Origin of the sequence: Desulfovibrio sp. SGI.102, from assembly GCF_050314315.1 — a bacterium.
Lineage (GTDB): Bacteria > Desulfobacterota > Desulfovibrionia > Desulfovibrionales > Desulfovibrionaceae > Desulfovibrio.
On sequence record NZ_JBNPNC010000008.1, the window covers coordinates 16,717 to 41,017 of the forward strand.

Consider the following 24,301-nt stretch of genomic DNA (forward strand, 5'->3'; position numbering starts at 1 on the left):
ATGGACGACAGTCAGGGCAAACGGGATCTGGTGGGCCTGATCCGCAAGCTGGTGGAACTGGCCATGCCGGACTTGCGGCATTATTACCGCCTGCCCCGGAAGGCCAGGGTGGTGGCCGTGTACGCGAGCGACGGGGAATATTTTTGCGACGTGCAGCCGCTCCGGAACGACGAAAGCGCGGATCCGAAGGAACCGGCGGTGCCGCGTGTGGCCCTGCCCGTGCTGTGGGGCGGCCCGGATCGCGGCGTGGTCTGCCCGCCGGTGCCCGGCGTGCTGTGCGACCTGGCGTATTACGACGGGGACCCGAACTATCCGTATATCGCCAACATCCGCTGGGGCGGCGGCATGAACGCGCCCAAAGCGGCGCTGAACGAATTTGTCATCCAACTTGAGAACGGCGTGGAACTGCGCATCGACAAGGACAAGCGCGTGGTGACGCTGACGCCGCAGGACGTGCGGACGGAAGCGGGGAAAAGCTGGACGGTCCAGGCCGGGGACAACGCGACGATCCAGGCGGGCAAGGACGCCACCGTGCAGGCCGGGAACGTGGCCAACATTGTTGCGCCGCTCATCAATCTGCAAGGCCGCGTGGTCTGCAAGGCGTTTGACGGACAAGGCAAGGGCCAGGCGGAATTTGAGGGGGACGTGGTGATCCGGGGCGACCAGGAGGTGACGGGCAACACGACGACCGGCGGCAGCAGCCGTGTGACCGGGGATTCCTATGCCGGAAGCCGCAGCGGGGGAAGCTGCCCGCATTAGCGCCATTCTCATTTATGGTGCAAAAAACAGGCGGGGAAAGCCCCCGAAAAACTTCGCATGGAGCGCGTCCTTTCCGGGCGTGCTCCCTTTTTTTGTGCCAGTATTTTCCCATGAGCAGTGTAACGACAGATCTTTGGGGGCAGGATATCGCCCTGGACGACAGCGGGCAGGCCCGCGTGGCGGCCAACGGGGAACTTTTGCTGACAAACGGCGTGGACACCGGTCTTCAGGACATACGGCTGCGGCTGTTCACCCGCCTGGGCAGCCTGTTCTATGACCGGGAGTTCGGGTCTTTGCTGTATGACTGGATTCTGGAGGATTCCACGGCGGGGAGCCGCGCGGCCTTTGAGAGCGAGGTCATCCTGCGGGTGGAGGAAGATCCGCGTGTGGAGACCGGTTCGGTACGCTGCACGGTCACGGCCTGGGATGCCCGGTCCATCACGGCGTTGGTGCGCTGGCGTTTTCTGGAGGAAGACACGCCGCTGAACCTGGTTTTGCAGGTGAACAAGCTGACAAGGGAAATGGTGATCGAAGATGCCGACCCAAGAACAGATACCTTTGCCCCGTGTTTCCCGAACGATTGAAGACGTCCGGGCGTCGGTGTTCGGCTATGTGGAGACGGTGCAGGACAGGCTTGCTGCCCACGGCTATCTGCCCGCGCGGCTGAACCTGAACAAGGGCGTGGTACGCGGGCTGCTGGAAATCTACTGCTGGGGCTACTGGCAGATTTACGACCTGTTGCAGCGCCTGCTTGCCCAGGTGACGCCGTCCAGTGCCACGGGAGACTGGCTGGACATGCACGCGGCAAGCGTGGCCCTTACGCGGCGGGCGGCCACGAAGGCGCGGGGCAAGGTCCGCTTTTTCCGGGACGCGCTGTCGAGCTCGGAAGCCAACGTGAGTATCCCCGCCGGGCGCATCGTGCGCACGCTGCCTGACGGCGCGGGCCGGATATACCGCTACGGCACGATAGCCGCCGCCGTACTGCCTGCCGGTGCCGAGCATGTGGACGTGGAGGCTGAGGCCGAGGATTACGGCGCGGCGGCCAATGCGTCCGCCGGACAGATCTGCGAGCTGGTGACGCCGGTCACGGGCATTGCCGGGGTGAGCAACCCGGCGGGCTGGCTGACGGAAGAAGGCGCGGACGAAGAGACGGACACGCAGCTTCGGGAGCGCATCGCGCTGCAATGGCAGGGGAACAACGGCTGCACCAAATACGCCTACGCGGCGTGGGCGCTGTCGGTTCCTGGCGTGACCTCGGTGTCCATTCTGGACCGGCATCCGCGCGGCCAGGGCACGGTGGACGTGGTGGTACGCGGGGCGGACGTGCTGCCCACGGAAGCCCTGCTGGAGAAGGTCCGGGCGGCTATCGCGCCGCATACGCCCATCAATGACGACTGGCTGGTAAAAGGCCCGACGCCGGTATCCGCCGCTCTGGACGGGGTGCTGGAATACACGGCGGGAGATCCCGACGCCATCAGTGCACAGGCGGAAAACCGGCTGCGCGCGCTGTTTGCGGAAAGGAGCCCGCTTGCGGACGTGACGGCCCTGCAGATCGGCCAGGACCTGACGCGGGATCTTTTGACGCACACGGTGATGGCCGTGCCCGGCGTGAAGCGCGTGACCTGGGCAAGCCCCGCGCAGGACGTGGTGCCGGTTCCGGCGGACGGGGTGGCCTTTCTGGAAAGCCTGAGCTTGCGCGCGGTCATGGCGGAGGAAATGTAGGTGTCCGAGTTCTGGAGATACTTTCACGACCGGCTGGCGTGGCCGCTGATCCACGCGCCCGGTCCTCTGGCCGGGCTTGTCCGGGGGCTGGCGCTGTCGCTGGACAGCGCGCGGGACGACAGCGTGTATTTTCGCCGCCAGTGGTTCCCGAAGCTGTGCGAGGCGGAGCTTGTGCCGGACTTCGGCAAAAGTCGCGGACTGGTGCGGCATCCCAAGGAAAGCGCCGAAGCGTTCCGCAGCCGTGTGGTGAACGCCTGGCGCTGGCATCAGCTGGGAGGCAGGACCGAAGGCCTGCCGGAGATCCTGAGATTTTACGGCTTCGAGGCGCTCCGGCTGGAAAGCCTGCGGCGCTACCAGCCGTCGCGCTGGGCGGAGTTTCAGATCGGGCTCAAAACGCCCGCGACGCAAACGGAACAGGATGCCTTGCTGGCGGATCTGGATACGCTGTTGTGGCTGGTGAACGAATACAAGCCCGCCCGTTCCCTGCTGGCGCGCGTGTACACGGATACCTATGACCGGGTGCCCACGGTCTGGAGCGGCGGCCCCGTGGAAGAGCAAGGCTGGTCCAACGGCTTCTGGTCCCGCTTTTCCGGGGTTCTCTGGCCGGGCCAGGACGGGGACATCGTGGTGTCGTTCGGCATGATCCGGCGCTTTCAGTCGGAGCGCTACAACGACAGCGGGGCCGGGCTTGGAGTGGAGAGCCGGACGGGCTTTCTTGCGCCGTACATCGACCGGCCCGTGTGGAGCCGTTCGGCCTGGAGCGACGTGTTTCCGCGCAACCACGGCTTCACCATCGGGGCGTTGGTGAGCCTGCATTGGGAGCGGGAGCTTTTGCCCTGGATCTTTCGGCAGCGGTCCTTTGCGAAGGTGGAGGCCGTGTATTCCTGGCCCGGCGACGGTGAGGAGCCGGGAACGCCCGTGGCCGTGCATGGAGACGGGACCTGGGGCGACGTGAACGCCTGTTATGGCCGCCCGCAGGCGGTCATCTATCAGGGAACGCGCTGGGGGGACGTTTGGGGCGCGGACCCGTTACGGCGCGAATGGGAGATATTGGAGCGCTGGCGGCACCGTACCCCGGTATCCTGCCCCGCCGTCAAAGTGGGCATCCCGCGCTTGGCCGGAGAAAGCCGCCTGGCGGTGCGCAGTGCTTCCCCCAAGAAAGACGGCTGGGAAGGCCCCTGGCGGGGGCGCGAGTGGCGCAGCTGGCGTTTGCCCTGTGCCGTCACGTCCCAGGCGTTTTTGCACGGGGACGAAGCGGAGCGGGAAGCGCCGCGCCTGTCCGGGGACGTGCTGCTGGCCGTAACGGGAGCCGCGCCGGCTGCCACCGCGTACTGGCGCGGGGAAGAGACGGCTCCGCACCTCAGTGGTCCGCTGCATGAACGGCGCTGGCTGGGCAGTTCTGCTGGGCGGCGCTGGTATGACTATACGGGCTTAACCTCTATCAAGGAGCAAACAGAATGAGTCTTGCGACGCTGACGAAAACAGGACGCGCGGCCATCGCGCTGGCGCTGTCCTCCCGGCCCATTCATCTGGCCTGGGGAAGCGGGAATACCGCCTGGGATGAGGAAGACGCGGAACTGCCCAGCCTGGTGGACGCCACAGCGCTGGTCAATGAGCTGGGCCGCCGTACTCCGGCGAGCATCGGCTTTGTGGAACCGGATGAAGAAGGCGACATCGTCATCCCCGTGGCCACGGGCACGGGCGGCGAAGTGCAGGAAGCGCGCTACAAGACCGTGGTCGGGCCGTCGCCGTATCTGTATGTGCGGACCAACTACAACTTTGAGGACGCCAGCAATGCGGTTATCCGGGAGATCGGCGTTTTCATGGACACGGTGCTGAAGGACTCCCTGCCGCCCGGCCAGCGCTATTTTACGCCCGGCGACCTGGAAAGCCCCGGCCTGCTGGTGGCGGTACAGATCATCCGCCCGGCCATCAACCGGTCGCCGTCGGTGCGGCAGACCATCGAATTTGTCCTGCCCATATAGGGGGAAGCCATGCAGACGCAAAGCGGAAAGCGCATAGACAACTACTGGAACCGCTATGATGCGGGCAAGAAATACGTGGAGCTGCTGTTTCGTGACGGATACGGGACGCAGGCCTCGGAAATGAACGAACTGCAAAGCCTGTTCGCCGCGCGCGTGAAATCGCTGGCGGACAGCCTGTTCAAGGACGGGGACATTTTGCAGGACGCGCAGATCACGGTGAATGCCCAGACGGGGGCGCTGACGGCGGAAGCCGGTCTGGTGTACCTGTCCGGCGGGGTGTGGCCTGTGGAGGCCGCGAGCTTTGTCATCCCGGTACAGGGCACGGTGGCCGTGGGGGTGCGGCTCAAGGAAAGCATCATTTCCGAGCTGGAGGATCCGGCGCTGTGCAATCCCGCCGTGGGCAGCCGAGGCGAAGGGGAACCGGGGGCCTGGCGCAAGAAGGTGGAGGCCGTCTGGGGCTATGACGGGGACGGCGGCTCCGGGGAGTTCTATCCCATCCATACGGTGGACGACGGGGTGCCGCGCGCCAAGGAAACGCCGCCGAACCTGGACAGCTTCAACCAGGGGATCGCGCGCTATGACCGTGATTCCACAGGCGGCGGGACCTATGTGTGTTCCGGCCTGACCGTGCGGCAGGCGGAAGACGCGGGAGGCGGCGCGCAGGTGTACACGGTGGCGGAGGGCCGTTGCCGTGTCTGCGGCTACGGCGTGGAACTGCTTACCTCCCGCCGCCTGTCCTACGCGGCGTCCCCGGACCTGCGCTTTATCGATACGGAAGTCATCGAGGCGGACGGGAGCGGAAAGCAGCGCATCAACGTGGCGCATCCGCCCATCCACAACATCACGGCCCTGCGCGTGACGCTGCAAAAGACGGTGTCCGTGGTGCACGGCAGCTATTCCGGCTGCGCGGACGCGCTCCCGGACACGTCGGTCATGTCCCTGGTTGAGATCAAACAGGGCGATACGACGTATGAAGCGGGCACGGACTACAAGCGCACGGGGGACACGGTGGACTGGTCGCCCACGGGCAACGAACCGGCCACGGGTTCCACCTATCAGGCGACCTATACCTACCTGGACAAGACGCTGACGCCGGAAGAGCCGGATTACGACGGGTTCAGCGTGTCCGGAGCGGTGTCGGGTACGGGCATCATGGTGTCGTACAATCAGGCGTTGCCGCGCATCGACCGGCTGTGCATCACGGGGGACGGCACGTTTACCTGGGTGCAGGGCGTGGCGGCGGAATACAACGCCAAAGCTCCGTCCGTGCCGGAGACGGCCCTGGCGCTGTGCAGCGTCAAACAGACCTGGCGGGAGGCCGCCGCGCGCGTGATCCAGAACGACGGCGTGCGCGTGGTGGCGTTTTCGGACATGGAAGCGCTGGCCGCCCGCGTGGAGTACGCCCTGCAGGAAGTGGCCCGGCAGCGGCTGGAAGCCGACGTGGCCACGCGCGAAGCCGGAGCGCGGGTGGGGCTGTTCGTGGACCCCTTGCTGGACGATTCCATGCGCGACCAGGGCATTGAGCAAAACGCCGCCGTGGTCAACGGCTTTTTGACCCTGCCCATTGCCGCGAAAGCCTACGCCCTTTCCCAGGACATCCAGGCCCCGACGGCCCGTACCTACACGCCGCAAATCCTGCTGGAGCAGCCGTACCGCACGGGCGAGATGAAAATCAATCCGTACATGGCGTTTGCCGTGCTGCCCGGCAAGGCACGCCTGACGCCCGCCGTGGACCGCTGGACGGAACAGGCCACGGACTGGACCAGCCCGGTGACGCGGACGTTCTACAAGACGATCTACGCCCCCAGGCATCCGCAGCACGGGCAGACCGTCACGTCCACGAGCAGCAGCACGGAAGCCGTGGGCACGACGCAAAAGGCCCTGGAATACCTGCGGCAGATAGACGTGGCCTTTGAGGTGACGGGCTTCGGCCCCGGCGAAGTGCTGCAATCCATCACCTTTGACGGCATCGAAGTATCGGCCAAGGAAGGCACGGTCACGGCGGACAGCTCCGGCAAACTGACGGGCACATTCACCATCCCCGCCGACGTTCCCGCCGGGACCAAGCTGGTGGTGTTCCGTGGCGGAGAAGGCGGCTCCACGGCGCAGGCCACCTTTGTGGGCCAGGGCACGCTGGAAGTGACCACGCTGCGGCAGGTCCAGACGGTGACGAATACCAACATCGATCCCCTTGCGCAGACCTTCATGCTGGACAAGGCCGTGCAGCTGGCCGGTGTGGACGTGTGGTTCACGGCCAAGGGCGACAGCGGCGTGCGGGTGCAGATCCGCGACGTGAGCAACGGCGTGCCCACGCGCACGGTGCTGGCGGAAGCCGTGGTGGCCGCCGCCGATCTGGTGGTCACGGGCGGCGGGCATACCCGCATCCTGTTCACTGCGCCGGTGGCCCTGGCGGCGTCCACGGAATACGCCCTGGTCATCCTGTGCAATGACGCGGACACCGCCGTGGCCATTGCTGAAATGGGGCAGTTCGACAGCCTGCACCAGCAATGGGTGGCGGCACAGCCCTACACCATCGGCGTGCTGCTGTCTTCGTCCAACGCATCGAGCTGGACCGCGCACCAGACCCGCGACCTGACGTTCCGGCTGCTGGAGGCCGTGTACGCGGAAGGCACCAATACCCTGGACCTGGGCACGGCCACGGTGACGGACGGAGCCACGGACCTGATCCTGCTGGCGCTGGCGGAGACGCCCACGGCGCAAAGCCGCGTGGAATACGAGCTGGGGCTGCCTTCTGGGGCCAGCATGACGGTGGCTGAAGAACAGACGGTGCGCCTTGCCGAAGCCTTGACCGGCCCGCTTTCGGTCAAGGCGAAGCTGGCGGGCGATGCGGCGGGCTCCCCGGTGTTGTGGCCGGGTTCGCAGGTGCTGGCCGGAACGGTCCAGACCAGCGGCAGCTATTACACCCGTAGCATCCCGGCCACCGGTGCGGAAAAGGCCGTGCTGCTCTACAGCGCCTCCATCCCGTCCGGAGCCACGGTGACGCCGGAAATCCAGGTGGATTCCGGGGCCTGGGTAGCCATGACGGCGGAGGGTACGGTGCAGCAGGGTGACGGCTATGTGGAATACAAATTCACGCATGCGCTGTCGGCTGCGGATCTGATCAAGGTCCGGCTGACGCTTTCCGGCACCATAGCGGCCCGGCCCATGCTCTATGACATCCGCCTGATGGCGGTCGCATAAGGAGGTTGCACCATGATCGACAACAAGACGGAACACCTGGGCTTGTCGCTGCCCAACGAGCAAAACATGCTGGAGGACGATTGCCAGCGTATCATCACGTCCTTCAAGCAACTGGACAGCCACGCGAAAACAACGGACGAACGCCTGGACAGCGCGGAAGCAAGCGCGTCCTCGCTGGATTCGCGAGTGACCACGGCGGAAGGCGGCATCAGTTCCCTGGATAATAGAGCTTCTGCCCTGGAAACGGCCCAAAGCGCCACGGATGCCACGCTGCAAGGCCATGCCACGGCCCTGGCCGGGAAAGCGGATCAGACGGCCCTTGAGGCCGCAATCACTACCGAAGCCCAGGCCCGCGCGGCTGCTGTGAGCGGGGAAGCCACGGCCCGATCCGAGGCCATCGTGAACGAAGCCAGCGCGCGGCAAACGGCCTTTGCCAACCATGACGCCAGCCTTACGGCGCATGATGCCCTGGTGAAGCGCATCACGGTGGGCAGCCTCTCGCCTGTCATCGGTATCTGCTGCGTGGAAGACGGGGGCGGTGCCGGGGTGTGGTTCAACATCGACGCCGAAGGCCAGCCGGTCAGCCCGCCCAAGTCCTACTTTGATTACCACCCGACCTACAACGCCCTGCGCCGTGTGCTGGTGGACGGCCAGATGATGCAGGAACACCACAAGTTCTACTACAAGGCCTTTCAGATCGCCTCCGGGCCGTTCGCGGGCCGCCGTGGCCGCTGTATCAGCCCTACCCAGCTTGACGGCTTCAAGCCCTTCCCCAGCTTTATGAAGAACGGGCAAGAGGTCGCCACCTGGTATTGCGGCACCTTTGCCGGGACCAATGAAGGCGGATCTCCCGTCAAGATCGGCTCCCGTCCCGGCAAGGCCCCCATCGTGAACCAGAATTTCACGACTATGCGCCAGTATTGCCAGAACCGCAACGTGGGCGGCGTGGATGGCTTTGACATGTGGAACATCTACCAGGCGGCGGAAATCCAGCTTTTGGCGCTGATCGAGGCGGGCACGTCCGATACCCAGGCCTTTTACGGGCGCGGGCGTGTGGACACGTCTTCCGCCGCCAATGTGGACGCCACGGACGTGGCCACGGCCTCCTGGCGCGGCCATATCGGACTGTGGGGCAATGTCTGGCAGATGTGCGCCGGGCTGGAAGTCTCTTCGTCCGGCACGGTGAAGCTGTGGAAGAACGATGGCAGCAGGGAATTTGTGGACACGGGTTTCACCTGCCCGGCCTTTGACGGGAGCAACAATGCGTATATGACGGCGTTGAAGACGGGCAGCGGCAACGGTTACGACTTTGACGACATCTTCTTTCCGGCCACGACCTCCACCAATGCCGCTTTGGGGACCATCCCTGACGGTTTCTGGGGACGATCCGGCAGCGCCGGGAACGTGCTCTACCTCGGCGCTAATTGGGCTAATGGCGTTCGTGCGGGCCTTTTCGCCTGCCATCTGTCTCATCCCGCGTCCTACGCCGCTGCGAATATCGGTTGCCGCCTCGCAAAGATGTAATACAGTCAGTTGGTTACAGGAATACCGTGCCCGCCGAAGGCGGGCTATAAAAATTTTTCGGAGCGAGAAATGGACATTCTCATTTCTTATGACGACTTGACCATTCCGGTTGCGCTGGTCGCCGGGGACAATATGGCGCTGTACGCCGTCCCCACCGCATACAGCGAAGACGGCCTGTACTTGGCGCAATGGGGAACCGGAGAGCTGGAACCCCTGCCCGCGTGCGGAACATGGACGCCGCTCTTGCGTCTGCGTCTTGCCGACGGGGAAGACGGCGCGGACAGCCTTGTGGAAGACTTCAAAGCCGACGGAGTAAGCTATGCCCAGAACTGAAATCGGCCAGCATGAAATCAGCGGCCTTTCCGGAGCGGAACACGACAAGGCCGCTGCCCGCGCGGCCATTGACGCGGAAACCTCCGTCGCCATCCTGGAGGGATTCGACTACGAAATCGACCCCGGCACAGGAACGCCGGAGACGCTGCATTTCAGCTATGATGCCTTTGACCAGCAAAATTTCAGCGACACGGCCAACGCCTGCCTGATGCTCAAGGCCGGGGCGCATGGCCTGCCGGAATCCGTGACCTGGAACGCCTATCGGGCGGACGGAGAACTGGTGCGCCTGGTTCTGACGGCGGACGCCTTTCTTGCCCTGTACGCTGGCGGCGCACTGGCGCACAAGGCGGCCTGCATGGCGGAAGGCGGTACAAAAAAGGCCGCTCTGGAAACTGAGGGGGCGGCATGAAAACAGTTATCCGCAACGCCTGCCGCAGGCCCCGCCGCTGGGGAAAACAGGTTCTGGTGGCGCTCGATCAGCTTGTGAATGCCCTGTTCGGAGGCTGGGCCGATGAAACGCTTTCTTCCCGCTGCTGGCGCAAGCGTGACAAAACGGGCTGGAAACAGGCGCGTATGGCCCTGGACTTTGTAGCGGCTCTTCTGGGAGACGCGGATCATTGCAGGGCATCGTATGATTCCGAGCGGCTGCGTCTGCAATGCCCGCCGGAATTGCGCTCCCCGGACGCGCAAGCGGTATAATTTTAATAATCATCTACGTTAATATAACGTAGGTGATTAAGGTTTTTGTTCCCGCCCCCCGGTACTACGGGGAATATGGGAGCACCAAGAAAAAAATCGCCCGACGCGGGCACCGCAATACGGCATTTCCGGCATGAAGCGGGATTGTCCCAGGATGGGCTTGCCGACCGCATGGACGTAAGTCCATCCTATATTTCCATGCTGGAAAGCGGGAAACGATACCCGTCCATTGAAATGCTGATACGGATAGCTCTGGCGTTGAACATAAAGCCGGGCCTCATGCTCGACTACATAGCGGAACGCTATCTGCAAAGGAAGGAAAGCTAGTGGCGCTGCAAGACTTCACCCTGCTGGCCAAGCTGGAAGACTTCGACCTCTACACGCACAATGTCTGCCAGAAATTCCAGAAGTCGGAACGGCATGTGCTTTCCGCCAGCATACGCGGGAACGTGGAGGAAATCGTCTGTCTGGTGATTGAGGCCGCCAAGGTGCAGCTTGAAGAAAGGCGCAAAAAAAGACCTCCGGCAAAAACGCTGGAACTCCTCAAAAGAACGGATATACGTCTCGAATACCTGAAAATGCAGATACGCAAAGCGCATAAGCTGAAACAGACAGACGAAAAGACGTATGAAACATGGGCGGGTCTGGCCCGCGAACTGGGCGGCCTGTTGGGAGGCTGGATCAAAAAGGTGGAACCTTATGCCGATGTCTCCGCAACCAGTCGAACACAAAAACAGAATAGCCTTTTCTGATTTGGGGCGCAAGTCTGACCTCGGCGCTAATTGGGATAATGGCGTTCGTGCGGGCCTTTTCGCCTGCGACTTGATAGAGTCGCCAGCCAACGCTAATACGAATATCGGTTGCCGCCTCGCAACTCGCGCCCGAAGCCGTCTCTTCATAGAGAGCCGGACAGTGCGCGACTTGGGATTTGCGCTCCGCTCCGGGCAAAAGAACCGGAGAAACACGAACCGGGCCGGGGCGACCAGTAGCCTGCGGGCGAACGTGGCCCCGGCCCCACTTTTGGGATGCATGCCTGTACTCGGCGCGCAATGGAATGATGGCGTTCGTGCGGGCCTTTTCGCCTGCAATCTGAATAATCCCGCGTCCAACGCCAATACGAATATCGGTTGCCGCCTCGCAATTCGCGCCCGAAGCCGTCTCTTCACGGAGAGCCGGACAGCGCGCGACTTGGGGTTTGCATTCCGCTCCGGGCAAGAGAACCGGAGAAACACGAACCGGGCCGGGGCGGCCAGTAGCCTGCGGGCGAGCGCGGCCCCGGCCCCCATGTTTGGGGCGTAATCCTGACCTCGGCGCGGATTGGTCGGTTGGCGTTCGTGCGGGCCTTTTCGCCTGCAACCTGTATAATGCGGCGTCCAATGCGAGTACGAATATCGGTTGCCGCCTCGCAACTCGCGCCCGAAGCCGTCTCTTTATGGAGGGCCGGACAGCGCGCGACTTGGGGATTGCGTTCCGCTCCGGGCAAGAGAACCGGAGAAACACGAACCGGACCGGGGCGGCCAGTAGCCTGCGGGTGAGCGCGGCCCCGGCCCCTGGAAACAGCATGGCAAAACGGGCAAAACATATCTGGCCGGATATGGTGAGTTTCGGCAATCTTCTGGAGGCGTGGCGCAAGGTGCAGCTCGGCAAGCGGTATCGTCCGGCTGTCGTGCGTTTTCGCGCCGCGCAGGAAGACAACCTTCTCGATTTGCGGGATCGCCTGCAAAGCCATACCTGGGAACCTTCCCCCTGCCGCCGCTTCCGTATTCTTGAGGTCAAGCCGCGCACCATCGACGCGCCCACCATAGGCGACTGCGTGGTGCATCATGCGGCCATGAATCTGCTGGAACCGTGGTTCGAGCGGCGCTTTATCGCGGACTCCTACGCCTGCCGCAAGGGCAAGGGAACCCACGCCGCGAGCCTGCGGACGCGGGAGTTCATGCGCGCCGCCTCGGCGCAATGGGGCCGCCCCTATGTTTTGAAAGGGGACATTTCAAAGTATTTCAGCAGTATTGACCATGACCGGCTTTTGTCCATGCTGCCCCGCATTATCAGCGACCCGGACGTGCTGTGGCTCTTTGAACGGATTGTCCGGCACAACGGGTACGAAGAAAAGGGACTTCCCCTGGGCTGCCTGACAAGCCAGTGGCTGGCGAACCTGTATCTTGACGCCCTGGACCATTACGTCAAGGATGATATGGGCGTGAGATATTATGTCCGCTATATGGATGATTTCGTCATCATCGGGCCGTCAAAGGCGTGGTGCTGGGCAACGCTCGAATCCATCAGGAACTTTGTGGAAATCAGCCTGTTGCTGCGTCTGAACCCCAAAACGGGCGTCTGGCCCATAAGTCGCGGCATCGACTTTGTTGGCTACCGGCACTGGACGGATCACGTCCTGCCGCGCAAGCGCACGGTCAAGCGGGCAAGAACGGCGTTCAGGAGCTTTCCGGGCCTGTACCGGGCCGGGAAAATAGACCTGGACTACATCCGCTCCCGCGTGGTGAGCTTTACGGGCTATATGGCGCACTGCGACGGGCACACCACGCTGGAACACATCCTGGCGCGGCTGGTGCTGACGCCGGGAGCGCGGCGCTCCCCTTGAAAAACACAGGAAATTTTCTTCGCATGGAACGCGCTGTTTCCGGGCGTTGCGCGGGATTTTCCGGCATAGTGAGGGCTGACAGAGGCGGGGGCGAAGGCCGCCCCCACCGGCGGGCTTGAGGCAAGCCCACCACGGCCCCACATGAGGATTAGGCCCCTCATGCAGAGTATCCGCCTGTCTGTGCTTGTCCGCGTGGGACAAGGCATGGTCTAGCACGGCGGAACGCATGGGGCAACCGCTGGAAACGCTGAAAATGAAGGAAAAGAAGGAAATCCGCTGTGGCCATTGCAACAAGCTGCTGGGCAAAGGAACCGCCCGCGATCTGGAAATCAAGTGCCCCCGCTGCGGCACGCTGAATCATGTGAGGGACATAATCCCCTGCTCCGAGCCGCGCGACGGCCTGAACGGAGCGAATCATGCTGATCCCGAAGAAAAAATCGGCAACTGAAACCATCATCACGGTGGGCCCCTACCGCATCCCGGTAAAGCTCGACGCCTTCAAGGAATGGGAAGTCGCGCTCATGGCCGAAGCGGGCTTCACCGACAAGGAAATCAAGGCGGAAATCCTGCGGAGGCTGGGCTATGCCAAAAATTGAGCTTCTGCCTGTTTCCGCCCTGCGGCCCGCCCTCTACAATCCCCGCGAGGCCGACGCCGAACGCCTGGAACTGGTACGGCTCTCCCTGCGCAAGCTGGGCTTTCTGCTGCCGCTGGTGGCCACCCCGGACGGGGAAATCCTCTCCGGCCACCAGCGGCACGCCGTGGCCGTGGACATGGGGGTCGCCCGCGTGCCCGTGCTGCGCGTGGACGTGCCGGAAGAACGGCGGCGCGGCATCAATATCCTGTTCAACCGGGCCACCAACGACATAACCGTGCAGGATACCGAACGGGACATGGGCGCGGCCCTGCGCGGGGCGGATGTTCATTCCTTGGCTGCGAAACTGCCGGACATTGCCCCGGACAGCCCGGCGTTCTTTCCGTGTATGAATGCTGAAACGCGGGACGTCCTGCCCCTTGCCCGGCATAATGTCCGCCGCTTCGTGCGTCATGCCGCCAACGTGGGCCGGATGCTGGCGCGACTCGGCGTCCGTCTGCCCATCGTGGCCACGCCGGACGGCACGGTCATCAACGGCGTGGGCCGTCTTGAAGCCGCCGCCCGCAAGGGCAGGAAGGAAATAGCCGTGGTCACGCTGGATGAAGGCCGGGCGGAACTGGCCCGCGCCATGCTGAACCTCCTGTCTATGGACTTCAAGTTTACCGGCGACAGCGCGGATTTTTTGCGCTACGGCGCATTCCGGCGGGACTGGCTGCGCCGCACCTATCTGGGAACGGCCTTCGTCCTGCCTGTGTACCGGCACAAGCGGCTTTCCGACGTGCGTCTGGACGAAAAATTCATGGCGAAATGGACGGCGGCCTGCGGGGAAAGCGTGCTGGATTTTGGTTCCGGCCAGGGCGACGAGGCCCGGATGCTTCGGGACGCCGGCATCCGTGTGACCACGTTTGAGCCGTATCCCGCCGAGAACAACGCGGTGAGCCGGGAACGGGGCCGGGCTTCCGCCCTTGGCTTCCTGTCCGCCGTGCGGTCAGGCGTGCCGTTCAGCGCCATTTTCGTTTCCAGCGTTCTGAACAGCGTGCCCTTCCCGGAGGACAGGGAACACGTCCTGCGCATCGTGGCGGCCCTGTGCGGCCCGGAAACGCTGGTCTGCGCGGCGGCGCGCGGGACAAAAAGCAGCGCGTGGGGCTGGTTTGCCGGGGGCGAGGCCATGAGCGAACGCGCGTCAAGGGCCTGCAATTTCCCGCTGGGCATGGAGCCGGGCGTGGTGCTGGGAGACCTTGCCGTCAGCCCGAAGGTACAGAAGTTCTTCGAGCTTGAAGAATGGAGAGCATTGTGGAGCAGACATTTCGGCACCGTGGATGTGGGCAATTCCGACGGCATGGTGACGGCCCGCTGCCGCAAGCCGTTGTTCCTGCATCCGCGCGAGCTGGCCGATTCCCTGCGTTTCGAGTTCAATCTGCCATACCCGGACGGGCAACGCATGGGGTTTGTCCGGCAAGCCCTGCAAGCCTTTTCCATGCGGCTGGGGATGGATCTGGAGGGCGTATGAGTCAGGGCCAAGACTGGACTTTCCACGGTTTCGCCGGAGAGTTTGACGGGCATGTCCGGGAGCAACTGCCCTGGTATGAGCTGGCCAGCGCTGCGATGGGGCTGATTGCCCGCCAGTACATTCCCAAAAATGGCAAGGTCTATGATCTGGGGGCATCCACGGGCAATGTGGGGCGCGTGCTGGCGCACACGCTTGAGGCGCGCGGTGCGCGGCTGACGGCCCTGGATGAATGCCCGGATATGGTGGAGGCCTACAATGCGCCAGGGCGGGCGCTGCGGGCTGATATAACCCGCTTCGATTACAAGCCTTTCGACGTGGCCGTGGCCTTCCTGGTATTCATGTTCCTGGCTGTGCCCGCCCGCAGAAAGCTGCTGGCCCGTCTGCGGCAGCAGCTACGCCCCGGCGGGGCCATCATTGTCTTTGACAAGCTGGTGCCGCCCGGCGGCTATCCCGCCACGGTTCTGGCAAGGCTGACCTGGGCTTCCAAACTGGATCAGGGGGCGGAGCCCGGAGCCGTGGTCAGGAAGGAGCTCTCCCTGTCAGGGATTCAGCGCCCGCTTTACCCTGGGGAACTGGGAGAGGACGCCGTGGAGGTTTTCAGATTTGGGGACTTCGCGGGCTGGATTATTGAGGGCTGAAAAATGGGCGTGGTTTCGTGTCTGTTTTGACACACAGCCCGCACTCCTAAAATCTTAATTCAAAAAACGTGCCAGAGTAGAAAAATGCTCTGGCACGTTCTCTTTTATTGTGCGGGAAATTCTCTTTTATCGTGCGACCTCACATGGACATACTGGTGCTTGGGGAGAGGAAGGGCGTTCGAGGGGAGAGGCCCCTTTTTGCCGCAAGATGCGACCGAATGGCGGCCGCAAGGCCGTGCCCGTTGCGACGCAGGAAGTTACGGGCATCGACAGCAGGGATGCGACCGGATGGCGGCCGCAAGGCCGTGCCCGTTGCGACGCAGGAAGTTACGGGCATCGACCGCAGAGCGAAAGGGGATCTCCTCTCGATCTAAAAGCAATGGCGGCCTACACCGCCCAGCAGGCAACGCTGTGGCCGTTCTCGCACCGGGCCACAGGGGCGCTTTCAAAGCAGCGCGGCAAGGCTTCGTCGCAGCGCGGGGCAAAGGGGCAGCCTTCAGGCATGTTGTCCAGGCTGGGGACGCTGCCGGTGATGGCGGGCAGGCGCTGCATGCCCATGGCCGCACGTCCCGGTGCGGAGCGCATGAGCCCGCGCGTATACGGATGCAGGGGATTGCGGAACAGCTCGGCCGTGGGAGCGTGTTCCACCAGATGCCCCGCGTACATGACGCCCACGTTGTCGGCGATACGGGCCACCACGCCCAGGTCGTGGGTGATGAAGAGCACGGCCATGCCGCGCTTGCGGCTCTGTTCCGTGATGAGGCTGAGTATCTGCCCCTGGATGGTGGCGTCGAGGGCCGTGGTGGGCTCGTCCGCCAGCAGCAGATCGGGCTTGCAGGCCAGGGCCATGGCGATCATCACGCGCTGGCGCATGCCGCCGGAAAGCTGATGGGGATAATCGTCATAGCGGCTCTCCGCCGCCGGGATGCCCACCTCGGAGAACAGGCGGATGACCTCCTGCCGCGCCTCGCTGCGGGACAGGCCCAGATGCAGGCGCAGGGGCTCCGCGGTCTGCATGCCTACCTTCAGCACCGGATTGAGCGAGGTCATGGGCTCCTGGAAGATCATGGCGATATGGCGGCCCCGCAGGGCGCGCATCTCTTCCGGGGGCATGGTGCGCAGGTCACGGCCGCGGAACAGGATACGGCCGCTGATATGGGCATTTTCGGGCAGCAGATGCAGGATGGCGCGGGCCGTGAGGCTTTTGCCGCAACCGGATTCGCCCACCAGGCAGGTGATGCCCGCCGGGGGCAGGCTGAGGCTGACGGCGTGGACGGCGGGCAGGATGCCGTCGTCCGTGCTGAAACTGACGGAAAGCTGTTCCAGAGTGAGGGTATCGTCCAGGTTCATGGGCGGAGTGTTCCCCGGCTGTTGGGTTGGGCGGCCGGTCCCCGGCAGGGCCCCGGCACGGCGGGTTTGAAAAAGGGAAGGAGTCTTTCCTTGCGGAAACGGCTCCTTCCCCCGGATGTCGTCGAGGTGACGGCGGATCAGCGTTTGACGCGCGCCTCGCGGTACTGGATGTAGGCCTCGCGCACGGCGATGTACGGGTCCACGGCGATGCCGCTCAGGCTCTCGTAGGTGGGCAGCAGGTCGTCCAGGGCATTGAAGCGCAGGTAGAGCTCGGAAGCCGTGGCCAGCTCCCAGGGATGGACGAAGAAGAAGACATCGGTGGCGCAGTCGCCCACAAAGCCGATGCTTTCACGCACGGAGCTGGGGCCCAGGAAGGGCCAGACGATGTAGAAACCGTGCCCGATGCCCCAGCGGCCCAGGGTCTGTCCGAAATCCTCACCGCCGGGATCGATGTCCACCAGGATCTTCTTGGTGCTGGCCACATCGGCAAAGCCGCCCAGGCCCACGGTGGTGTTCATGCAGAAGCGCCCGAATTCCACAAAGGCTTCCTTGACGCGGAACTGCAGCAGGCTGTTGATCATGCGCTTGGGCATGAGGATGTTGGCATAGAAGTTTTTGACGCCGCCCCGGATGGGCTGGGGGACGACGGTCTCGTAGAAGTTGTAGACCGGCTTGGCGACATGCAGGAAGAAGATGTCGTTGAAGGCGAACCAGAAGCGATTCCAGGGCTCCAGCGGGTCGGCGATGCTGGTCAGGGGCTCGCTGTCGTAATCATCCAGGGAATCCCCGTCAGCCAGCTGCTCATGGGCATAGGGATGCACGGAGATGGCCCCGGCCGGCATGGTGGGGCTGCTGCTGTCGTACAGGCTCGACGGCGCGTGTTCCGTGGCCGGGGCGGCCGGAGCGGCACCGGCGGGCGCGGCGCACAGGAGCGTCAGCAGCAGGAGCGGGACAAGGATATGGGGACGCATGCTGTCTCCGTCTGGCGGCTATTTGCCGACCGGCTGCTTGCGCACTTCTTCGGCCTTGGCCTTGACGCGGGCGATGAGCTCGTCAGGGGTGCCGCTGGTCAGGATGTCCTGGAACTGGGTGCGGTAGTTTTTGACCAGGCTCAGGTTCTCCACGATGATGTCATAGACGCGCCAGCTGTTGTCCTTGGCCATCATGCGGTAGGCCACGGGCACGCGGGTGCCGTCCTTCATGGTGATCTCGGTGCGGACTTCCACACGGGTCTTGGCGGCATTGGCGATCTCGCCGGTATAGGCCACCTGCTCGCCGTTATAGCCGTCCACCTTGTTCAGGTAGGTGGTCAGCAGCAGGTCGGCAAAGGCGTTGCTGAAGCTTTTTTTCTGGGCGGCGGAAAATTCCTTCCAGCGGGGGCCCACCGTACGGGACGAGAATTCGCCGAAATCGAAGATATGGTAGACCTCGTCCTCGATCTGGCGGCGCAGGGGCGGCCGGGTGGCGGGGTTCACGTAGTCGGGGTTCTTGATGCAGTCCAGTACGCGGCTGATGGAGACCTCCAGGGCTTTGCGGGCCGGAGAAGCTTCGGCCGCGTCGGCGGCGGGGGCAAAGCCGGGCAGGGACAGGCAGAGGGTGAGGGCGGCAGCGGCCAGCAGGCCGAGCACCGTGCGACGGTTGTTCATATTACACACCTCCCAGGGCGTATTTGCTGATAAGGGATTCGATGTCTACGGCGGATTCCGTTTCTTCCAGGGTGTCCCCGGAAGCCAGGATGTCTTCGGAGCCGCCGGCAGTCAGGTTGACGTACTTGTCACCGATAAGACCGCTGGTCTTGACCGAGGCGATGGTATCGGCGGGCAGCTGCAGGTCCTTGTCCAGGATCAGGACCACGCGGGCCTGACGCCGGGAAAGGTCGTCATCCAGCTTGATGGAGGCCACACGGCCCACGGGCACACCGGCCATCTCCACGTCGGCGCCCACGCGCAGACCGGAAACGGAGTTGAAGTTGGCCACAAGCTCAAAGCCCTTGCTGTCGAAGACCTCCATCTTGCCGAGCTTGATGGTCAGATAGGCCACACAGACAAGGCCCAGCAGGACGAAGATGCCGACAGCGGTCTGGCGGAAAGAATTCATGGCAATTTCCTTGTGCGGCAATGCCGCGCTATGGTTATACGCCCGGCAGGGGCAATCTTCAAGGTGCGTCCGCAACGATATGCGGCAACATTCGTTGGCGGCTCGCCGGGTATCAGACGATGGATGCGGCGGCACGACCCCGCAGCGCAGCACAGGGCAGAGGGCCGCCGGCCCCGCCTAGGTCCTGAACCATTTGTCCAGGGCGGCGCTCACGCGCGGGTCGGCAGGGGCGTCGGCCAGGCTTTCCTCATCGCCGCCTTCACGGCGCAGGAACTGGAGCAGGTACGGGTCCCGGCTGGCCTCCAGCTCCGGCAACGTACCGGAAAAGATGGCCCGGCCCTCGCGCAGCACCAGCACATGGTCGGCGATGCAGCGCAGGCTGGCCAGGTCGTGGCTGACCACCACGATGGTCATTTCCGGGTACTGGCGGTGCATGGCCTGCAACAGGGCATCCATGCGCGCGGCCGTGATGGGGTCCAGGCCGGAGGTCGGCTCGTCACACAGCAGGATGCGCGGCTCGGCGATGAGGGCCCGGGCAAGGCCCGCCCGTTTGCGCATGCCGCCCGAAAGCTGGTTGGGGAAATAGTCGGCAAAGTCTTCCAGCCCCACCATGCGCAGGACGCGCAGCCCGGCTTCGCGCAGGACGTCCTTGGGCAGGCGCAGATGCTCGCTGAGGGGCAGGCAGACGTTCTGCACCAGGGTCAGGGCGCCCAGCAGGGCGCCGTCCTGGAAAAGCACGCCCATGCGGCGGCGGATGCGCCGGGCCTCGGCATGGGGCAGGCTGAACAGGTCCTGGCCGCCGATGCGCAGGTTGCCGCTGATGGGCCGCGAAAGGCCGATGATGTGGCGCAGCAGGGTGGACTTGCCGCAGCCGGAGCCCCCCAGGATGACGGAGACCTTGCCGCCGGGCAGGGTGGCGTTGATGTCATGCAGCACGGCGTGATCGCCGTAGCCTACGGAAAGGGAAGAAAAAGAGATGTCCCAGGCGTTCATGGTCACCTACAGCAGGAAGGAGGTCAGCACATAGTCGGCCACCAGGATGAGCACGCAGGAGATGACCACGGCCGAGGTGGTGGCGTTGCCCACGGCTTCGGGGCCCACACTGTCACGCCGCATGTGGGTGGTGTAGCCCTGATGGCAGCAGACCGTGGCCACCAGCAGGCCGAAGACCAGGGATTTGATGAAGCCCCCGGCCACGTCGTTCATGGTCACGGAACTGGCGATGCGGTACAGGTAGGCGCCTTCGTTGATGTGCAGCATGAGCACGCCGGTGAGGTAACCGCCGATGATGCCGATGGCGTCGAAGATGGCCGTGAGCAGGGGGAAGGCCAGCAGCGAGGCCACCAGCCGGGGGCTGACCAGATAGGCCATGGAGTTGATGTCCATGACGTCCAGGGCGTCGATCTGGTCGGAGATGCGCATGACGCCGATCTCGGCCGCCATGGAGGAACCGGCGCGTCCGGCCAGCATGATGGCCGTGAGCACGGGGCCCAGTTCGCGGATGAGGCTCAGCGAGACGGCCGAGCCCAGCATGCCCACGGAACCGAACTGGACGAGGGTATAGTAACCCTGCAGGCCCAGCACCATGCCGCAGAAGATGCCGATGAGCAGGATGACGAACAGGGATTTGTAACCGATGACGTACAGCTGCTGGATGGTGCGGGGAACGATGCGGGGACTGGTGAAGATATGGCGCAGGCCGTCGAGCATGAAAAGGGTCACGGCGCCCAGACTGTCCAGCATGCGCAGCACAGCGGCGCCCAGCCGGTTGCAGAACGTCAGGATGCTGCTCATAAAGGGTAACACGCCTCACTAGCGGGGGCGGGGTTTGCCGCCTACCCGTTTTTTGGATTTTTGCAGGGGAGAGCCGAGCCGCATGCGTTGCAGCTCTTCTTTGAGGTTGGCGGCATCCAGATCCGTGCCGCGCATATGGACCATGACCAGGGTCAGCTTGCCGCTTTTCTGGCCGCGTGTGCGCAGGCCCTGGCCTTCCAGGCGCTGGCGCAGGCGGTCGGCGTCGTCCACATTGCGGAAGGCCGCCACCTGGAACACGAAATCATACAGGGGCGCGCCGTTCGTCGCCGCCTGGGGCTTGGCCGGGGCCGCCGTTTTTTCGGAAGCGGGCTGGGCCGCGCCCTTGGGGGCATTGCCCCAGGCCGTCAGTCCGTTGTCCGAAGGCTTGTTGAAAGGATACGGGCTCTTGGCGGCAGGGGCCGCGGCCGGTGCGGCGGATGCGTTGGCAGCGGCAGCGGGGGCCGCAGCGGTATCCCCGTCGGGAGCGGCAGGGGCGCCGCCCACGGGCTGCCGGCTCAGGTCGGCCAGTTTGTCGCGCAGGCCCGCGTCTTCGGAACCGGCCATGGCCTTGTCCATCTCGGCCAGGGTCTCCCTGTCGGGACGGCCGATGCCGGTCAGCTCCCGCATCTCTTCGCCGGGGTTCTGGCCGTGGCCCACCATATAGCCCATGAAGAAGGCCCAGCCTATGCAGGCCAGCATGACGATGCAGACGGCCCCCGCGGCCAGGGGCGGCAGCGTGAAGCTGAAACCGCCCTTGGGCACAGCGGGAGCGATACGCTGGCGGATCTTTCGCAAAGGCTGGGCCATAGGATCTACATGGCCTCGGGAGCGCTGACGCCCAGCAGGTCAAGGCCGTTGCGAAGCACCTGGCTCACGGCGCGCAGCAGGGCCAGACGCGAGAGGGTGCGGGCCGTATCGTCGGCCAGCAGCACCTGATGCTTGGCGTAGTAGCTGTGCAGCATGCCGGCCAGATCCATCAGATAGTGGCTGACGTGATGCACGGCCAGGGCCTGGGCAGCGGTGGCCACCATGTCCTCGAAACCGGCCATCTTGCGCAGCAGGGCCATGTCTTCGGGGGTGTCCAGGGCCGCCAGCAGTTCGTCCGTGGCAGCGGCGGGCAGGGTGATGCCGCGTTCCTCGGCACGGCGCAGCACGGCGCAGATGCGGGCGTGGGCGTACTGCACATAGTACACCGGGTTGTCCAGGCTGCGCTGCTTGGCCAGCTCCAGGTCGAAGTCCAGGCTGGTGTCGCTCTTGCGCGAAAGGAACATGAAGCGGGCCGCGTCGGCGCCCACTTCCTTGACCACGTCGGCCAGGGTCTCGAAGGTGCCGGCGCGGGTGGACATGCTCACGGGCTTGCCGCCCTGGAGCAGGTTCACCAGCTGGATGAGCACCACGTCGAAGCTTTCGCGGGGCTTGCCCATGGCGGTGATGGCCGCGCGCATGCGGGGCACGTAGCCGTGGTGGTCGGCGCCCCAGATGTCGATGAGCCAGTCGTAGCCGCGCTGGAACTTGTTGTGGTGGTAGGCGATGTCCGAGGCGAAATAGGTCAGGCTGCCGTCGGACTTGCGCAGCACGCGGTCCTTGTCGTCGCCCAGGGCCTGGGTGGCGAACCAGAAGGCGCCGTCCTTGTCGAAGGTGTGCCCGGCTTCGGTCAGGGCGTCGAAGGCGGCCTTGACGGCGCCGCTCTCCACCAGGGTCTTTTCCGAGAACCAGTGCTGGTGCTCCACGCGGAAGTCGGCCAGGTCGGCCTTGATGCCGTCCAGGATCTCGTTCATGGCGCGTTCGTAGCAGCGGTCCTGACCGGCCTGGTCTTCCATGTCGGGCAGGCTGGGATCTTCGGCCAGCATCTCGCGGGCGATGTCGATGATGTAGCTGCCGCGGTAGTAGTCTTCAGGCCATTCCACGGGACGACCGGCCAGTTCCTTCACGCGCAGCCACACGGAAAGGCCCAGGATGCGCATCTGGCGACCGGCGTCGTTGATGTAGTACTCGGTCTCCACGTCGAAACCGGCCTTGCGCAGCAGGCGGGCCAGGCTGTCGCCCACGGCGGCGCCGCGGCCGTGGCCCACATGCAGGGGGCCGGTGGGGTTGGCGGAAACGTATTCCACCAGGGTCTTGCGGCCCTGGCCCACGCTGCTCTGGCCGTAGGCGGCACCGGCGGCTTCCACTTCACACACGGTCTTGCGCCAGAAGTGCTGGCTGAAGGTCACGTTGCAGAAACCGGGGCCGGCCACTTCCACCTTTTCGATGTCGGCGCAGCGCTGGGGCAGTTTTTCCACGAAGATCTGGGCCAGTTCGCGGGGATTCTTGTGGGCCTCGCGGGCCAGCAGCATGGCGATGTTGGCGGCCAGGTCGCCGTGTTTGGGGTCGCGGGGCGGTTCGATGACCGCTTTGGCGGGCCAGTTGAGGCCCATCTCTTCCACAATGCCCATGAGGGCAGAGCGCAAAACGTCAGTAGCGCGCATGTATTTTATCTCCTGAGGCGGGGCTCGCGCCTACGCCGAAAAATTTTCCACGCTTTCGAGGCTGTTGACCAGTTCCACCCGCAGTTCCTGGCGGGCGGCCTCGTCCAGATGATTGAGACAGGCGGGCACCATCTTGCCCAGCACGGCCTTGGGACCCACTTCGACCCAGCGGCGCACGCCGTCGGCGTACTGGTTGCGCACGGTCTCGATCCAGAGCACGGACGAGGTCATCTGCTTGAGCAGGCTTTCCTTGGCGCTTTCGCCGTCGGTGACGGCGCGGCCGTGCAGGTTGCAGTAGACCGGGAACTGCGGCTTGCGCCACACGGCCTTGCGCAGCAGGGGCTCCAGCTCGCGGGAGGCCTTTTCCATCATGGGGCTGTGGAAGGCGCCGCTCACCTTGAGCTCGATGGCGCGGCCGCGGTGCTCCTTGGCCTTTTGACAGGCCAGGGCCACGGCATCGCGGTGACCGCTGACCACGAACTGGGCCGGGGTGTTGTAATTGGCCACGATGAGCAGGGCGTCGGCTTCCACGGCGGCCTCGCGGGCCAGGGCCTCCACGTCTTCCTGCTTCATCTTGAGGATGGCGGCCATGCTGCCGGTGCCGTCGGGATCGGCCTCGGCCATGAGGCGGCCGCGCAGGGAGACGATCTGCAGCACGGTCTCGGGATCCAGCACCTCGGCGGCGGCCAGGGCGCTGAATTCGCCCAGGCTGTGACCGGCGGCGGCACAGGGGCGCACCTTGCCCGCCAGCTCACGCCAGAGGTTGATGTTGACCACGGTCAGCGCGGGCTGCAGGGCGCGGGTGTCGCTCATGGCGGCAGCATCGCCTTCCCAGTAGATCTCGCGCAGCGGCAGGCCGCTGATGGCTTCGGCGCGCTTCCAGAGCGTCATGGCTTCGGGACGGGCTTCGGCCAGCTCCCGGCCCATGCCCGCTTCCTGCGAGCCCTGGCCGGGAAAAAGCAATGCACACGATGTCATTTTCATAGCTCCAAAAATGGATTGGCAAGCGGTATAAAGTCGTCTTTT

26 protein-coding genes are annotated in these 24,301 nt (G+C 64.3%); 17 read left to right on the forward strand and 9 right to left on the reverse strand.

The features are described 5' to 3' along the window. From ACQRCJ_RS03330 to ACQRCJ_RS03410, 17 genes are all read left to right on the forward strand, one after another. Positions 1-759 carry a baseplate assembly protein gene (locus tag ACQRCJ_RS03330; RefSeq protein WP_302554389.1) on the forward strand — a complete coding sequence of 253 codons (759 nt, stop codon included), beginning with the start codon at positions 1-3 and terminating at the stop codon, positions 757-759. Between the two features lie 110 nt (positions 760-869). Next, complete coding sequence (locus tag ACQRCJ_RS03335; RefSeq protein ID WP_302554390.1) at positions 870-1,343, forward strand: baseplate assembly protein; 474 nt, start codon at positions 870-872, stop codon at positions 1,341-1,343. Then, the gene (locus ACQRCJ_RS03340; RefSeq protein WP_302554391.1) at positions 1,294-2,481 is read left to right on the forward strand and encodes a baseplate J/gp47 family protein; all 1,188 of its coding nucleotides are present in this window, start codon (positions 1,294-1,296) and stop codon (positions 2,479-2,481) included. The genes ACQRCJ_RS03335 and ACQRCJ_RS03340 overlap by 50 nt, the downstream gene beginning before the upstream one ends. Further along, the gene (locus ACQRCJ_RS03345) at positions 2,482-3,942 is read left to right on the forward strand and encodes a phage tail protein (RefSeq protein WP_419008641.1); all 1,461 of its coding nucleotides are present in this window, start codon (positions 2,482-2,484) and stop codon (positions 3,940-3,942) included. Next, positions 3,939-4,466 (forward strand): hypothetical protein, encoded by a 528-nt coding sequence (locus tag ACQRCJ_RS03350; protein ID WP_419008642.1) that lies wholly within the window; start codon positions 3,939-3,941, stop codon positions 4,464-4,466. Before ACQRCJ_RS03345 ends, ACQRCJ_RS03350 begins: the two co-directional genes overlap by 4 nt. A 9-nt stretch (positions 4,467-4,475) precedes the next feature. Further along, positions 4,476-7,667, forward strand: a complete 3,192-nt coding sequence (locus tag ACQRCJ_RS03355; RefSeq protein ID WP_419008643.1) for a DUF4815 domain-containing protein — start codon at positions 4,476-4,478, stop codon at positions 7,665-7,667. Between the two features lie 12 nt (positions 7,668-7,679). After that, positions 7,680-9,191 (forward strand): hypothetical protein, encoded by a 1,512-nt coding sequence (locus ACQRCJ_RS03360; protein ID WP_427799350.1) that lies wholly within the window; start codon positions 7,680-7,682, stop codon positions 9,189-9,191. 69 nt (positions 9,192-9,260) lie between these two features. After that, the gene (locus ACQRCJ_RS03365; protein WP_427799351.1) at positions 9,261-9,524 is read left to right on the forward strand and encodes a hypothetical protein; all 264 of its coding nucleotides are present in this window, start codon (positions 9,261-9,263) and stop codon (positions 9,522-9,524) included. Beyond that, positions 9,511-9,933 carry a hypothetical protein gene (locus ACQRCJ_RS03370; RefSeq protein ID WP_427799352.1) on the forward strand — a complete coding sequence of 141 codons (423 nt, stop codon included), beginning with the start codon at positions 9,511-9,513 and terminating at the stop codon, positions 9,931-9,933. The genes ACQRCJ_RS03365 and ACQRCJ_RS03370 overlap by 14 nt, the downstream gene beginning before the upstream one ends. Next, complete coding sequence (locus ACQRCJ_RS03375) at positions 9,930-10,223, forward strand: pseudouridine synthase (protein WP_427799353.1); 294 nt, start codon at positions 9,930-9,932, stop codon at positions 10,221-10,223. Before ACQRCJ_RS03370 ends, ACQRCJ_RS03375 begins: the two co-directional genes overlap by 4 nt. Before the next feature lie 75 nt (positions 10,224-10,298). Next, positions 10,299-10,550 carry a helix-turn-helix domain-containing protein gene (locus ACQRCJ_RS03380; protein WP_016360880.1) on the forward strand — a complete coding sequence of 84 codons (252 nt, stop codon included), beginning with the start codon at positions 10,299-10,301 and terminating at the stop codon, positions 10,548-10,550. Next, on the forward strand, positions 10,550-10,975 hold the full coding sequence (locus tag ACQRCJ_RS03385; RefSeq protein ID WP_427799354.1) for a four helix bundle protein: 426 nt from the start codon (positions 10,550-10,552) through the stop codon (positions 10,973-10,975). Before ACQRCJ_RS03380 ends, ACQRCJ_RS03385 begins: the two co-directional genes overlap by 1 nt. A gap of 809 nt (positions 10,976-11,784) precedes the next feature. Next, positions 11,785-12,825 carry a reverse transcriptase domain-containing protein gene (locus ACQRCJ_RS03390; protein ID WP_427799355.1) on the forward strand — a complete coding sequence of 347 codons (1,041 nt, stop codon included), beginning with the start codon at positions 11,785-11,787 and terminating at the stop codon, positions 12,823-12,825. 253 nt (positions 12,826-13,078) lie between these two features. Further along, positions 13,079-13,273 carry a Com family DNA-binding transcriptional regulator gene (locus tag ACQRCJ_RS03395; protein WP_427799356.1) on the forward strand — a complete coding sequence of 65 codons (195 nt, stop codon included), beginning with the start codon at positions 13,079-13,081 and terminating at the stop codon, positions 13,271-13,273. Further along, positions 13,242-13,421 (forward strand): hypothetical protein, encoded by a 180-nt coding sequence (locus ACQRCJ_RS03400; RefSeq protein ID WP_337441408.1) that lies wholly within the window; start codon positions 13,242-13,244, stop codon positions 13,419-13,421. The genes ACQRCJ_RS03395 and ACQRCJ_RS03400 overlap by 32 nt, the downstream gene beginning before the upstream one ends. Then, positions 13,408-14,928 carry a ParB N-terminal domain-containing protein gene (locus ACQRCJ_RS03405; protein ID WP_427799357.1) on the forward strand — a complete coding sequence of 507 codons (1,521 nt, stop codon included), beginning with the start codon at positions 13,408-13,410 and terminating at the stop codon, positions 14,926-14,928. Before ACQRCJ_RS03400 ends, ACQRCJ_RS03405 begins: the two co-directional genes overlap by 14 nt. Further along, positions 14,925-15,566 carry a class I SAM-dependent methyltransferase gene (locus tag ACQRCJ_RS03410; RefSeq protein WP_337441406.1) on the forward strand — a complete coding sequence of 214 codons (642 nt, stop codon included), beginning with the start codon at positions 14,925-14,927 and terminating at the stop codon, positions 15,564-15,566. The genes ACQRCJ_RS03405 and ACQRCJ_RS03410 overlap by 4 nt, the downstream gene beginning before the upstream one ends. A 387-nt stretch (positions 15,567-15,953) precedes the next feature. On the opposite strand, the gene ACQRCJ_RS03415 is transcribed toward ACQRCJ_RS03410, so the two are convergent. The 9 genes from ACQRCJ_RS03415 to ACQRCJ_RS03455 form a co-directional block, all read right to left on the reverse strand. Continuing rightward, on the reverse strand, positions 15,954-16,916 hold the full coding sequence (locus tag ACQRCJ_RS03415) for an ABC transporter ATP-binding protein (RefSeq protein WP_204625160.1): 963 nt from the start codon (positions 16,914-16,916) through the stop codon (positions 15,954-15,956). A 137-nt stretch (positions 16,917-17,053) separates the two neighbouring features. Further along, positions 17,054-17,887, reverse strand: a complete 834-nt coding sequence (locus tag ACQRCJ_RS03420) for an MlaA family lipoprotein (protein ID WP_204625159.1) — start codon at positions 17,885-17,887, stop codon at positions 17,054-17,056. An 18-nt stretch (positions 17,888-17,905) separates the two neighbouring features. Further along, positions 17,906-18,562, reverse strand: a complete 657-nt coding sequence (locus tag ACQRCJ_RS03425) for an ABC transporter substrate-binding protein (protein WP_204625158.1) — start codon at positions 18,560-18,562, stop codon at positions 17,906-17,908. Position 18,563: 1 nt separating this feature from the next. Next, the gene (gene mlaD, locus ACQRCJ_RS03430) at positions 18,564-19,013 is read right to left on the reverse strand and encodes an outer membrane lipid asymmetry maintenance protein MlaD (protein WP_006006299.1); all 450 of its coding nucleotides are present in this window, start codon (positions 19,011-19,013) and stop codon (positions 18,564-18,566) included. 177 nt (positions 19,014-19,190) lie between these two features. Continuing rightward, positions 19,191-20,006, reverse strand: coding sequence for an ABC transporter ATP-binding protein (locus ACQRCJ_RS03435; RefSeq protein WP_168934473.1), 816 nt, complete (start codon positions 20,004-20,006; stop codon positions 19,191-19,193). Positions 20,007-20,012: 6 nt separating this feature from the next. Continuing rightward, on the reverse strand, positions 20,013-20,807 hold the full coding sequence (locus tag ACQRCJ_RS03440; RefSeq protein ID WP_204625157.1) for an MlaE family ABC transporter permease: 795 nt from the start codon (positions 20,805-20,807) through the stop codon (positions 20,013-20,015). A gap of 18 nt (positions 20,808-20,825) precedes the next feature. Next, positions 20,826-21,614 (reverse strand): SPOR domain-containing protein, encoded by a 789-nt coding sequence (locus ACQRCJ_RS03445; protein WP_427799358.1) that lies wholly within the window; start codon positions 21,612-21,614, stop codon positions 20,826-20,828. Positions 21,615-21,619: 5 nt separating this feature from the next. Next, positions 21,620-23,275, reverse strand: coding sequence for an arginine--tRNA ligase (gene argS / locus ACQRCJ_RS03450; RefSeq protein ID WP_204625156.1), 1,656 nt, complete (start codon positions 23,273-23,275; stop codon positions 21,620-21,622). A 30-nt stretch (positions 23,276-23,305) separates the two neighbouring features. Next, complete coding sequence (locus ACQRCJ_RS03455; RefSeq protein WP_168934469.1) at positions 23,306-24,259, reverse strand: ACP S-malonyltransferase; 954 nt, start codon at positions 24,257-24,259, stop codon at positions 23,306-23,308. Positions 24,260-24,301: the final 42 nt, after the last annotated feature.